7 protein-coding genes are annotated in these 14051 nt (G+C 41.5%); all 7 read left to right on the forward strand.

The window, feature by feature from the left end; all coding sequences use genetic code 11:
- Window positions 1-227: 227 nt before the first annotated feature.
- Genes DWW10_RS02585 through DWW10_RS02615 form a run of 7 tightly spaced genes read left to right on the forward strand, consistent with a single transcriptional unit; the run spans window position 228 to window position 13849 of the window.
- Window positions 228-3389 carry a SusC/RagA family TonB-linked outer membrane protein gene (locus DWW10_RS02585; protein ID WP_022394428.1) on the forward strand — a complete coding sequence of 1054 codons (3162 nt, stop codon included), beginning with the start codon at window positions 228-230 and terminating at the stop codon, window positions 3387-3389.
- A gap of 11 nt (window positions 3390-3400) precedes the next feature.
- Complete coding sequence (locus DWW10_RS02590; protein WP_022394427.1) at window positions 3401-5341, forward strand: RagB/SusD family nutrient uptake outer membrane protein; 1941 nt, start codon at window positions 3401-3403, stop codon at window positions 5339-5341.
- 44 nt (window positions 5342-5385) lie between these two features.
- A complete protein-coding gene (locus tag DWW10_RS02595; RefSeq protein WP_022394426.1) occupies window positions 5386-8250 on the forward strand; it encodes a SusC/RagA family TonB-linked outer membrane protein in 2865 nt (954 codons plus the stop codon).
- Window positions 8251-8268: 18 nt separating this feature from the next.
- On the forward strand, window positions 8269-10077 hold the full coding sequence (locus DWW10_RS02600) for a RagB/SusD family nutrient uptake outer membrane protein (RefSeq protein WP_022394425.1): 1809 nt from the start codon (window positions 8269-8271) through the stop codon (window positions 10075-10077).
- Window positions 10078-10104: 27 nt separating this feature from the next.
- On the forward strand, window positions 10105-11151 hold the full coding sequence (locus tag DWW10_RS02605; protein ID WP_022394424.1) for a DUF5627 domain-containing protein: 1047 nt from the start codon (window positions 10105-10107) through the stop codon (window positions 11149-11151).
- Between the two features lie 60 nt (window positions 11152-11211).
- Window positions 11212-11619 (forward strand): hypothetical protein, encoded by a 408-nt coding sequence (locus DWW10_RS02610; RefSeq protein WP_022394423.1) that lies wholly within the window; start codon window positions 11212-11214, stop codon window positions 11617-11619.
- A 49-nt stretch (window positions 11620-11668) separates the two neighbouring features.
- A complete protein-coding gene (locus tag DWW10_RS02615) occupies window positions 11669-13849 on the forward strand; it encodes an endo-1,4-beta-xylanase (protein WP_118421162.1) in 2181 nt (726 codons plus the stop codon).
- The last annotated feature ends 202 nt before the right edge of the window (window positions 13850-14051 follow it).

Consider the following 14051-nt stretch of genomic DNA (forward strand, 5'->3'; position numbering starts at 1 on the left):
GCCAAGAAGAGAGAAGTTTTGAGAGTTGAGGTAGTTGTTTGTGAAATGTCTCTAACTTCTATATGACTAAGAATGCAAATCTATGTAAAATATTGCAAATGCTAATCGCTGGAATTATTAATCTTAAAAGACCGATGTAATTATGAAATGCATGTATGATGACAGTTAGAGCTATTTCTAAATAGCTAATGTAATGAAGAGAATGTAGTTATTAATATCTTAAACTAATGGTAATGAAAAATGTAACAAAACAAATTCAAAAGATCCCTTACTTGATTCTTTTGTTGCTATTGAGTTGTTTACCGACTTTAGCACAAAATGGAGTAACGGTAAAAGGAACAGTCGTCGATGGAAATGGCGAAACGGTAATTGGGGCTTCCGTCGTTGTAAAAAACAATACTTCAATAGGTACAATATCAGATATAGATGGAAATTTTACATTGACTGTTCCTGATGACAAAGTAATTCTTGTAGTTTCATTTATAGGAATGAAATCGCAGGAAGTCAGAATTACAGGTCAGAAGATTTTGAAGGTCACTTTAGAAGATGACTCACAGCAACTGGAAGAGGTTGTTGTGGTAGGATATGGTCAGCAGAAGAAGGCCAGTGTAGTAGGCGCTATCACACAAACTACCGGTAAAGTACTGGAACGGGCAGCTGGTATCAGTGATATTGGTGCGGCACTGACGGGTAACTTGCCGGGTGTGGTTACTACCACAGGTACAGGTATGCCAGGTGCAGAAGAACCTAAAATAACGATTCGTGGTGCAAGTTCTTGGAATAATAATGAAGATCCGCTTGTGTTGGTTGATGGTATCGAACGTCCCATGAGTTCGGTGGATATCAGTTCTGTACAATCTATTTCAGTTTTGAAAGATGCATCCGCAACTGCTGTTTACGGTGTGAAGGGTGCCAATGGTGTAATTCTTGTAACTACGAAACGTGGTGCTGAGGGCAGTGCGAAAATCGATGTGGGTTTCAATGCCACTCTGAAGGCTCCCTCTAAACTTCCCAATAAGTACGATTCTTACGACGCTTTGTTGTTTCGTAATACAGCCATTGAGCATGAATTAGCTCTGAGACCTGATTCATGGGAATACATCCGTTCCCAATCGTTCATCAACAATTATCGTAATCAGACTACTGTTGAGCAGAGAGAACGTTATCCTAATGTAGACTGGCAGAAGGCTCTGTTTAAAGATAACACGATGTCTTACAATGCCAACCTTAATATTAGTGGTGGTACAAAGTTTGTGAAGTATTTTGCTTCGGCCGACTATGTACATGAGGGTGACCTCTTTAGAATTTATGACAATGGTCGTGATTACAACTCCGGCTATGGATACGATCGTATCAATGTGCGCAGTAATCTGGACTTCAATATAACGAAGACTACCGTACTGAAGATGAACCTTGCAGGCTCCAATGCTATTCGTAAGGCTCCATGGAGCAATACGGGTAATTCGGAATGGCAGATTGGACAGCAGTGGTCGGGTGCATACAATATTGCACCGGACGTGTTCCTACCGCAGTATTCCGATGGTAGCTGGGGTATGTATCCACTTGTTTCAAACACCACGAACTCTGCAGAAAATATTTCTTTAGGTGGTACGATGCAACTCACAACTACCCGTATCAACACCGACTTTACACTGGAGCAGGATTTGAAGTTTATAACTAAAGGACTTTCTGCCCGGGCCACTGTTTCTTGGGATAATATATTTGTTGAAAACAATCGTGGTATCAATGACTTGTTTAATAGTGCGCAGCGCAAGTGGGTTGATCCGGATACCGGTCAGGTGAGATATGAACAATCGTATGACACAAATAATGGTTTTGACTGGACACAAGGAGTCAATTGGAGTACTTCTCCCGGTGCCGTGGATAATAGCCAGACGGTTCGTAACCTTTATTATCAGGCGCAATTGAACTGGATGCATAGTTTTGGTAAGCATGATGTCACGGCTATGGGATTATTTAGTCGTCAGGAAAATGCACGAGGCAGTGTGATGCCAACCTATCGTGAAGACTGGGCTTTCCGTGTTACTTATAACTATGCCGACCGTTATTTCATTGAATACAATGGCGCTTACAATGGTTCTGAAAAGTTCAGCCCAGAGAATCGTTTTGCATTCTTTAATTCAGGTGCTATTGGCTGGATGGTCAGTGAAGAACCTTTCATGAAGTTTTTCCGTGAAAAGAAGATCATTGACATGTTGAAAGTTCGTGCTTCTTATGGTGAAATTGGTTCTGACCAGTTAGGACCTGATCCGTTTGATTCAAGTCGTCGGTGGTTGTACATGAACCAGTGGGCCTATGGTGGCCACACTACTATGGATCTGAACCATACAGAAAGTATCTATACCTGGTATCGTGAGTCTGCTATTGGTAATCAGGATATACAATGGGAGGTTGTGAAAAAATTGAATATTGGTGTTGACTATTCGCTTTTTGAAGGAGTGCTGGCTGGTAGTTTGGAATTCTTCCGTGATGAACGTTCCAATATCTTTGTCTATGGTGGCGACCGTTCCATTCCTTCTTATTTCGGAGGAACTCCTCCTTCTGTTAACAAAGGTAAAATCCGTACGAATGGATATGAATTGGAATTACGTGTAAATAAGACCTTTGGTAATGACTGGCGTGTTTGGGGTAACTTTAGTATGACGCATGCTAAGAATAAGGTGTTGGTGAAAGATGACCAAGCTATGCGTCCTGCCTATCAGAAAGCAGCTGGCTTCGGGGTAGGTCAATATACTTCTTATATTGATGCGGGATACATTCAAAACTATGACCAATTGTATGGTAGCCCTGCTCATGATGCTAATGATTCTCAAAAACTGGTGGGCGACTATTACATTGTCGATTTTAATGGCGACGGTGTGGTGGATAACAAAGATCAGGCTCCTTATGGCTACACCAGTCAGCCCGAAAATACATTTAATGCTACCATCGGTTTTGAGTGGAAAGGATTCAGTGCATTTGCACAATTCTATGGTGTGAACAATGTAACCCGTGATGTGGGGCTTACTAGTTTTGGCAGCAAACTGAACACTGTGTTTGACACTGGCACATGGTGGTCAAAAAATACTCCTAATGCCGATGTGGTAGTACCTCGCTGGAATTCTACGCCGAGCTATAACGGCGGAACCCAATCTCTTTATGACGGTTCTTATATTCGTTTGAAGAACGTTGAAATAGCTTATACTTGGAATAAAGGCTGGATCAAGAGAATGGGATTAAGTAACCTGAAAATTTATGTCAATGGTAATAATCTATGGTTATGGACTCGCATGCCGGATGACCGTGAAGCTAACCTCTCCGGAGCTGGTTATCTGGGAGCTTATCCCACAGTGAAACGTTATAACTTAGGTATTAAATTTACATTATAATAATGAACAAGATGAAATATACATATAAGACTCTTTTATGTTCAGGCCTTTTGGCTCTTGCAGTGGGGCTCGGCATGACGTCTTGCGAAGACTATTTGGATAAAAGTCCTGAATCGACTGTATCTGAAGAAGATGCATTTAAGAATTTCCGTAATTTTCAAGGATTTATAGAAGAAATCTATAACTGTATTCCTGATAAGGAGAAATGTAACTATTGTACTTCCTGGAACTGGGGCGATGATGAACTCTTCAATTCCATGGGAGATGCCCACATGACGCATCAAGCCGACTTAGGTAATTTACGTGCTTGGCAAAGTAATGGACAATGTTGGTTGTATAGAAATCCTAGCAATCCTGCTTCTACTGATAAGTTTCAGCATTCTTTATGGCCGCATTCCTGGTATTGCATTCGCAAGGCTAATGTAGGTCTTGCTAATTTGGACAAACTGGTGGGTACGCAGGAAGAAAAGGACTTGATTGCAGGCCAACTTTATTTCTTTCGTGCATGGTGGCATTTTGAGTTGATGACTTTTTGGGGAGGATTGCCTTACGTTGACCAGGTATTTGATGCTACGCAAGAGCTGAATTTGCCGCGATTGACTTATCAGGAGTGTGCTGATAAAGTTGCGGAGGATTTCCGTCGTGCTGCCGATCTATTACCGGTGGATTGGGATAAGACCAGTGCGGGTAAGGCTACAGAAGGTAAGAATCAACTACGTATTAATAAAATTATGGCATTGGGCTATTTGGGTAAGAATTATCTGTGGGCAGGAAGTCCCTTGATGAAGAACGGTGCACAGTTAGGAGGTACCCAAACTTACAATTATGATGAAAACTATTGTAAGAAAGCTGCGCAAGCGTTCGGTGAATTGCTGACTTTGGTAGAAAGTGGTCAGACGCAATATGCTCTTGTTGAGTTTAACTATAGTAATATATATGATCACGAGAAGGCAAAAGGTGCCTCGAATAGCTATTCTGACCTTTTCTATACCCGTCGTCAGAACTGGTTGATGCCGGGCTCAGTCGAAGCTATTTTCCGTGGTCCTTCTGCGGATTATAATGGTAGTAACTGGAATATGACGAAGTTATGGGGTCCGAAAGTAGCAGGTCTTGTTGCTCATGACAAAATTATACACCTGCCTACAGCCAATCTTGTAGAAATGTATGGTATGGCTAATGGGCTTCCTCTCGACGATCCGCAATCTGGATTTGATAAGAGACATCCATTCAAGAATAGAGACCCGCGTTTCTACCACGACGTCGTGTTCGATGGTTTCCACTATGTTTTGGCAGAAGATAAGTTGTCAGATGCACAAAAACCTTATGCTTATTGTGAACTTTATACGGGAGCGGATATGCGTTCAGCCGATCTGGGAAGTCGTACCGGCTATTTCTTCCAGAAACTGGTTCCTCACACTTGCAATGAAGGTGACAAGGAATATGATTGGGGTAGTAACTTACATACCTATTTGTCCTACATGCGTTTGGCAGACATTTACCTGATGTATGCCGAAAGTTGTGCTGCTTTTGGTGGTTCATCTGCCAAGTCTGATAACTGTACGCTTACTTCGCTCGACGCAATCAATAAGATCCGTGCCCGTTGTGGTGCTGAGGAAGTACATTCATCCTATATTGCAGACAGCAAGAAATTTATGGACGAGATTCGTCGTGAACGTGCTGTAGAACTTTCTATGGAAGGTTTCCGCTTCAATGATCTGCAACGTTGGCTGTTGCTGACCGAGTCACCTTATACCGAGAAATATTCTGTAGAATTCGATCGGGTAGAGAGTGCAGATTTCTATAAAAATAATGATCCTGCGGAAGCTGAAGTGGCTAACTACCGTCATGAACTGATTGTGAAGCGCATATACGGTACGAAGCATTATTGGTTCCCCTTACCTGATGATGATGTTTATCTTTATCCTGAGTTCGGACAGAATCCTGGCTGGTAATCGTGGAGGACTAAAAAGTATGTTTAATAATAAATGAATAAACAATGAAATATATACAAGCAAAATTCATTCTTTGTGCTATGCTGGCTGTTTCTCCGATGTTTGTCAGTGCGCAGGCCACAGACTGGAATGAAACCGATTCATTGGTAAGTGAAAAAGACCCGATGGTACAGGTGGCCTTTCGTAAGGTAGCTCAAAAGGACCTTTTGGGTGGTGTTTCTGTAGTCAATGTGGAGGAACTAACGAAGAAGAATTATAATACTTACAGCCTGGATAATATGCAGGGCTATGTAGGCGGTTGGAATGGTAACTCATTGTGGGGAATGGATGGTGACAATGCCGGTTATTTGGTTTTGGTAGATGGTGTGCCTCGTGATGCAAACAATGTTATGCCGTCTGAAATAGCACAGATTTCATTTTTAAAAGGTGCCCAAGCTGTAGTTCTTTATGGTAGCAAAGCTGCTAAAGGTGCGGTGGTGATTACTACAAAACGTGGTAATGTAGAGGGACTAAATGTCAGTGTCAGAGCTAATACCGGATTTCATGTAGCGAAGGCTTTTCCGGAATACTTGGGTTCGGCAGAGTATATGACTCTTTACAATGAAGCCCTTTTGAATGACGATCCCAGTGCGAATCTTCGTTATACGGCCGAGCAGATTTACAATCATAGTTCAGGGTTGAATCCATATCGTTATCCGAACATGAACTACTACTCTTCTGATTATGTGAAGAAAGCATATAATCGTTCGGAAGTGACTGCCGAGATTACTGGTGGTGGCAAGCGTGCACGTTTCTATAGTAATGTGAGTTATTATAGCAACGGTGATTTTCTTGACTTTGGTGAAGCCAAAAATAATAGGACAGACCGTTTTAATGTACGTGGTAATGTAGATGTAAACATCAATAGTTTTATCAATGCCTACATCAACGCCAATGCCACGTTCTACGACTCGAAAAGTGCAAAAGGTGATTATTGGAACGTTGCATCGACTGCACGTCCTAATTTTCCTGAAAATGCAGCTCCGCTCATTCCGCTGGATATGATTGATCCCAATGCTACGGCTGCTTGGGAACTACTGAGTACTACTGGTAATATTATTGATGGAAAGTATTTTCTGGCTGGTACACAAGCTAATTCTACTAATGCTTTTGCTGACAGCTATGCTGCCGGAAGCAGTAAGTGGACGAGCCGTCAGTTTCAGTTTGATGCAGGTGTTGATGTTAACCTTAATCAAGTCTTGAAGGGGCTTTCATTTAATGCCATGTTTGCTGTAGATTATGCCACTTCTTACTCAACTTCCTTTGATAATAAATATGCAGTGTTTGTTCCTACTTGGTCCAACTATGGCGGCAAAGACGTTATAGTGGCACTCAGCAAGGAGGGGAATGATGAAAGACCGGGTACTCAAAATGTAGGTGGAAGTACAGATAAGCAAACGATTGCATTCACTGGGCAGTTCAATTATCAGAATACTTTCAATAAGGATCATAATGTGTCAGCCATGCTTATAGCCAATGGTTATCAGCAAACGGTTTCTGCACAGTATCATCGTATTAGCAACGCCAATCTGGCATTGCAGGCGGGCTATAACTATCAGCAGCGCTATTATGCTGATTTTGGTACGGCATTGATTCATTCCGCTAAGCTTGCTAAAGGGCATCGTCAAGCCCTCTCTCCTTCAGTGACATTAGGCTGGCGCTTAAGCAATGAAAATTTCCTGAAGGATTCTCCGGTGGTAGATGATTTATTACTGAGCGTATCGGGCAGTATCCTCAATCAGGACATTGACTTGGTGATGGGTGATAATGAGTTTTATCTCTATGAATCGGTATGGACTCAGAACGATGGTTATGCATGGTATGACGGTCCGGCCGGTAAATATACTATTTCTACCAGAGGTCAGAACAGTGATCTTTCGTTCATCAAGCGCAAGGAGTTTTCTGCAAACCTGAAAACTTCGCTTTGGAACAGATTGATTACAGCCGATGCTTCATTCTTCATCAACTCTATGGAGGGATATTTGATCAATCAACCTACTTTCTATCCGTCTCATTTGAATACAGGATATCCTGCAGCGTCATTTATGGCTGTACTGAACTATAACAATAACAAGCGTGTAGGCTTTGATTTCAATATAAATGCTAACAAGCGCTTTGGAAATGTAGACTTGTCTCTGGGTGTGGCAGGCACATATTATGATACTAAGATTACTAAGCGTGATGAAATCTATGATGATACCTATCGTTATCGTGAAGGAAGATCTGTTGATGGTGTCTGGGGACTTCAGAGTGCCGGATTATTCCAAAGTAAGGAAGAAATCGAGAGTAGCCCTGAGCAGAAATTGGGTAGTACGGTTCAACCTGGTGACATCAAGTATGTGGACCAGAATGGAGATAACGTAATTGATGATAAGGATGAAGTCTTCTTGGGTAAAGGCGGTTGGTATGGTGCGCCCTTTACACTCGGTATTAATTTTACTGCCAAATGGAAAAGCTTGACTTTCTTTGTGTTGGGTACCGGTAACTTCGGTGCTTACGGATTGAAAAATAGTTCATATTATTGGGTGGATGGCGATGATAAATACTCAGCCATAGTTCGCAACCGTTGGACTCCTGAAACAGCAGCCACGGCCACTTATCCCCGTTTGTCTGCCAGAAGTTCAAGCAATAACTTCCGTGCTTCGGATTATTGGTTGTACAAGACTGACCGTTTCGATCTGGCGAAAGTACAGATTACTTACGATCTGCCGAAACGTGTTTTGCGCAACACTTTCATCAACGAACTATCTGCTTACGTAAGTGGTGCAAACCTGTTGACTATTTCGAAAGAACGTAAGCATATGGAGATGAATGTGGGCAGTGCTCCGCAAAGCAGATTCTATAATATTGGTGTGAAAGCTGTGTTCTAATCTAAAATTATGATAAAAATGAAACTAAGAAATATTATATTAACTACGGTACTACTGGCAACTTTTTCTGCTTGCGAGGATATGTTCGAACCTGCTAAGGAGAACAATCGCGGTGTTGAGGAGATGCTTTCAGATCCTAATTATGCTGTGGGACTTTTGGGGTATGGTTATGCTATGCTGCCGTATGACAATTCTAGTGTAAGTGATGTAGCTACAGACGATGCGGTGACCAATGATAAAGAGAGTGGTTATTCAAAAATGGCTCTTGGCTCATGGGCGTCGAATAATAATCCGATGGAGCAGTGGCAAGCTCGTAAGGCGGTTATACAATATCTCAATACATTTTTGGGTATCGCAGAACAGGTGAGTTGGGCTGAGAATGAGGTGACGAATAAGATGTTTATTGACAAACTCAGCGGAGAAGCTTATGCCTTGCGTGCCTTGAATTATTACTATCTTCTGATGGCTCATGGAGGTTGGACGGCAGATGGACAGTTATTGGGTGTGCCGATACTTCTGGAACCGGAAGATAACAACTCTGATTTCAATCAGCCCCGTGCTTCTTTCAGTGCATGTGTAGAGCAGGTATTTACTGACTTAAATAAAGCAGTTGAATTATTGCCTGTTGATTACGAAAATATAAAAAGTGATGCTGAGGTGCCTGCAAAATACAAAGAAATCGGTGCAAAGATGGGTAATTATAATCTTGTTTTTGGAACTTATCAACGCGGACGTATTACTGCCAGAATAGCTGAAGCCATAAAGGCACAGGTAGCTTTGCTTGCTGCAAGTCCGGCTTACCGGGAAGGTTCAGGTGTGACTTCTGAAACTGCTGCAAGCTATGCTGCTACTGTATTGAATCGTATTGGTGGTGTATCTGGTCTTGATCCGACGGGTAACACTTGGTATATGAATACAAGTGATCTTGATAATCTTGGTTCAGGAGAAGTGCCCGCTGAAATCCTTTGGAGAGGAAATAAGAGCAATGGAACGGAAGATTGGGATATAGGTATTAAGCAGGAGAAAGATAACTTTCCTCCTACACTCTATGGTAGCGGGCGTATTAATCCTACGCAAAATTTAGTGGATGCTTTCCCTATGGTTAACGGTTATCCTGTTGCAGACAAAGCTAACAGCAGTTATTCGGAAAACGCTCCTTATGAAAATCGTGATCCACGTTTAGCAAAATATATTTTATTCAATGGAGCTACATTTAAGGAAAAAGCCATTATCACAGGTACTTATCCTGATGCAGACAACAAACAAGATAATAACTTGAATCAATTGAGTACCTCTACTCGTACGGGCTACTATCTACGTAAGCTGTTGCGTGAAGATTGTAATGCCAATCCGAGTTCACTTAATGCCAAGTTTCATATTCCTGTTCGTATCCGTTATACGGAAATATTTCTGGCTTATGCTGAAGCAGCCAACGATGCTTGGGGACCAATGGGCAAAGGTAGTAATACCTATAGTGCTTATGACGTAGTTAAGGCTATTCGTGCTCGTGGTGGTGTAGGAACCAATAACGGCGACGCTTATCTGGAGAGTATCAAGGGAGATAAGGAAAAGATGACTCAACTTATCCGTAACGAACGTCGCATTGAGCTTTGTTTCGAAAATAAGCGTTTTTGGGATATTCGTCGTTGGCAAATGCCATTGGCAGAAACTGCTAAGGGAATACGAATTGACAAAGTGGGCGAAAGCCTGAGCTATACCGTAATTGATGTAGAAAATAGAAACTACAAGGAGTATATGAATTACGGACCTATACCTTATGGTGAGATGTTGAAGTGGAGTAATCTGCAACAGAACAAAGGATGGTAATCACATAATTATAAAATGCAAAAGAATATGGAAATGAAAATCTATAAATTATTATCTGTAATGTTGGGGAGTGCCATGTCATTTGCTTTCTCTTCATGTGAGAATGCAAGTAACTCTTTTCCCGATTATGAGGGTGGTGTGAGTGTATATTTTGCTTATCAATATCCGGTGCGTACTATTGTATTGGGCAATGACCCGGTAGTAGATAATTCGGCTGACCGTCAGCACAAGTGTGCCATTTATGCAACAATGGGAGGGGCATACGGTGGAAGAAATATCACTATAGATATTGCTGTGGATAATACACTTTGTGATAACCTCTTTTTTGAAGATGGTTCACCTGTATTACCTATGCCTTCCACATATTATACGTTGGCTGGTGATAAAATTAAATATAATGGTGACCACTGGGGGAATGTGGAGGTGCAACTTACCGATGCTTTCTTTGCTGACGAAAAAGCCTTGAGTAATAATTATGTGATTCCCGTGGTGATGAAGAAGCAGACTGGTGCCGACCGCATATTGACAGGTACTCCTTTGATTGAAGGTGATGCGCCGGCACGTCCCAATTCGGATTATTGGAGTGTGCAGCCCCAAGACTATGTGCTTTATTGTGTGAAATATATGAATCCATGGCATGCTTCGTATTTGCGCCGCGGTATAGATCAGGTAACAGAAAGTGGAACTACAACTACCGTTGTGCGTCATGCTCAATCTGTGGAAAAGGATGAAGTCTGTGATATTACTACTCGTTCGTTGAAGACTGCTGTTTTTCCTGTTAGTACAAAAGAGGTTGATGGAACAACGATGAAGTGCGATTTACTGTTGACATTTAATGACAACGATGAGTGTACCATTGTCTCAGGTACCACAGGAATAACAGCTACAGGTTCCGGGAAATTTGTGGAAAATGGAGAGAAAAAAGCCTGGGGTGGTAAAGACCGGGATGCTATCTACCTGGATTATAGTGTAGACTTTGGCATAAAAAAGGTGGCTACGAAAGATACATTGGTATTACAGACTCGTGGAACAAACAAGATAGAAACTTTTGTCCCTAAGTATCGCGCCAATTGAACGGAAACGTTTAAACGACCAATTAACATAATGTTGGATAATAACTAAAAATATTCAATCATGAAAAAAATATTAATATCTATATTTTTATGTCTTCCTCTTCTGCTTTGGGCACAAAGCGGACCGACTGTCAATATCACGGGAAGTTATACCGCAGTGCTATCTGACCCTTATACACCTCCAATAACGGCTGATTTAGGTAATCAGATGTATCTGAATGCCTTGTCCGGATTTGTCCGTATCGTAATGGACGTGCCGGATAGTTCATTGCATTATGAATGGGAAGCTTATTCTTCGGATGGTTCGGAGGTTTCTTTGCAATATTCAGGATTGCATAATGAGCGTTATCTGAGCTTGAACGGTACACCCAGAAGTGTAACCATACGTGTATTGTTGAAGAATGGTACCGGTTCGAATAATGTGGTGAATTATAGAAGTTTCACATTTACCACTTATCGTTACCCTTGATTGCATATTGACGAAAAGAATAAGAAATATGTTAATAAATGATTATACAATGAAAACAATTAAATACTCATTATCCTTGGGTTTATTGCTATCGCTTGCCTCTTGTGCCGATGACCAATTCGTTGACTTCAAGACTGAGAAGCCGGAAAGTATAGCCCAATATGAATATCTCAATGCTTACGATGCATTGAAAACATATATAGACCGAAGTGCAAGTCCCGACTTTAAGTTGGGAATTGCGCTGTCGGCGAGTGATTTTCTGAAAGGAGAAATGGTGCGTACTATGGCCATATCCAATTTCGATGAGATGACGGCGGGTAATGCCATGAAGTACGCTTCGTGTGTGGCTAATGACGGAACAATGAGCTTCAGCACAGTGGCGAAGTTTGTAGAGGAAGCAAAAGCTGCCGGAATCACTATTTACGGACATACGCTGGCTTGGCATGCGCAGCAGAATAATAAGTATCTAAACGGATTGATTGCTCCGATACCTTTGCCTGTTGATCCAAACGCTGCTAACAATTTCTTGCATATTACAGTACCGAATGCGGGAAAAGACCCTTGGGAAGCAGAAATTTATTATGATTTAAGTACGCCGCTTGAAGTAGGCAAAGAATATGTGATTTCAATGAAAGCTAAAGCTACTTCTAATGTAGACTATAACTTTTGGCCTGGTGTTATTGATGGTGATACACAATACTTGCCTTCTTTTTCTGCTGGTGAAAAATGGGAAGAGACTTCAATTACGTTTACAGCAAGTATGCCTATCAATCGCTTGCGCTTTTGTTTCGGTCCGTTCCAAGGGGAACTCTGTTTTGATGATGTGACATTGACTTCTGCTGATGGCGAAAATCTTATTGTAGACGGTACGTTCGATACAGGCGATTTATCCCATTGGACAAAGCCAAGTTGGATGGGTACATATACCTATGAAATAGGGAAGGAAGGCAACGATAATGCTGGTTTTTGTTTGACTATGACTAATACGGAAAAGAAAGGCAATAATTACGGTTCACAAGTGTGGTATCAATTTGCTGCACCGTTGACAGGAGGAAAGGCATATACCTTTACGGCCAAGGTTAAAGCAACTGATGTATACAATTGTACTATATTTTTGCAGTCTACCAGCGTTGGCTCTCAAGGTTATCCAGGTGGATTTGATATTGGTACAGAATGGACAGATGTAAGTTTTGCATTTACGCCGGGGTTTGACCAAGTAGATAAGTTTACCTTTAATTTTGGTGATTTTGTAGGAACTATTTATATTGATAATGTAGTGTTCTCTGATGGAACATCGGAAATTTATACTACTAACTTTGAAAACCAGTCGATCGCGGGGTGGACAAGTTGGGATGGTTATCAAACGTTATCTGCTGAAGGTGAGGGATATTCTTCTAATCAGACAAGTATTGAATTGACTCCCGAAGAAAAGAAAGATACCCTTACATGGGCCATGAACAACTGGATAGAAGGTATGATGGAAGCTACTGGTGGTTATGTGACTGCGTGGGATGTTGTGAACGAAGCTATTTCCGGAGGCGGTGATGACGGAGAAGGATTCTATCTTTTGCAGTCTGCTAAAACAGCTTCTGCAGAAGATATCAAGAATAACTTCTATTGGCAAGACTACTTGGGCAACGAAGACTATGTGCGCATTGTTGTAGCCGCTGCCCGTAAGTATTATGCCGAGAACGGTGGTGTTAATCCTTTGAAACTCTTCGTCAACGATTATAATCTGGAATCTGACTGGGACGACAATAAGAAGGTTAAGAGTCTGGTACACTGGATTAAAAAATGGGAAGCTGATGGCGTGACGAAGATTGACGGTATCGGTACACAGATGCACGTGAGTTGCTATGCTAATGCTGCTAAACAAAAGAGCAAGGAAGATCATGTGGTGAAGATGTTCGAAATATTGGCTGAGAGTGGCAAGCTCGTGAAGATAACTGAACTTGATATGGGCTATATAGACGAGAACGGTACCAGTGTGAAGACAGAGAATATGACCGAAGCTCAGCATAAAGCGATGGCAGAATATTATAAGTTCATCGTGAAAAAGTACTTCGAAATAATTCCTGCTGCTCAGCAGTATGGTATCACTCAGTGGTGTGCTACTGATGCTCCTGTTGATTCAGGTTGGCGTGGTGGTGAACCCGTAGGTTTATGGGATTCTAACTACAGCCGTAAGCATACCTATGCAGGTTTTGCTGATGGTTTGGCTGGAAAATAATAGAGTTTTATAAGAAAAGGCAGCGGGGCATAGTGTGAAACCGCTGCCTTTATTGTTTTAATAAAAATCGAATAACAATGAAAAATATATCCATTAGTTTATTATCATGGTGATATAAAAGGCTATAAATTGTATGAAGGAACTATTACAGGAGATGATATTTATACCTATAGCTTTGTTCGTTATTGGTAATATTATAATA

Source organism: Bacteroides intestinalis, from assembly GCF_003464595.1.
GTDB lineage: Bacteria > Bacteroidota > Bacteroidia > Bacteroidales > Bacteroidaceae > Bacteroides > Bacteroides intestinalis_A.

What these genes read in the sequence shown, in the direction of transcription:
- DWW10_RS02585 (WP_022394428.1), top strand. Translation starts at nt 228, where the DNA reads ATGGTAATGAAAAATGTAACAAAACAAATTCAAAAGATCCCTTACTTG.
- DWW10_RS02590 (WP_022394427.1), top strand. Translation starts at nt 3,401, where the DNA reads ATGAAATATACATATAAGACTCTTTTATGTTCAGGCCTTTTGGCTCTT.
- DWW10_RS02595 (WP_022394426.1), top strand. Translation starts at nt 5,386, where the DNA reads ATGAAATATATACAAGCAAAATTCATTCTTTGTGCTATGCTGGCTGTT.
- DWW10_RS02600 (WP_022394425.1), top strand. Translation starts at nt 8,269, where the DNA reads ATGAAACTAAGAAATATTATATTAACTACGGTACTACTGGCAACTTTT.
- DWW10_RS02605 (WP_022394424.1), top strand. Translation starts at nt 10,105, where the DNA reads ATGGAAATGAAAATCTATAAATTATTATCTGTAATGTTGGGGAGTGCC.
- DWW10_RS02610 (WP_022394423.1), top strand. Translation starts at nt 11,212, where the DNA reads ATGAAAAAAATATTAATATCTATATTTTTATGTCTTCCTCTTCTGCTT.
- DWW10_RS02615 (WP_118421162.1), top strand. Translation starts at nt 11,669, where the DNA reads ATGAAAACAATTAAATACTCATTATCCTTGGGTTTATTGCTATCGCTT.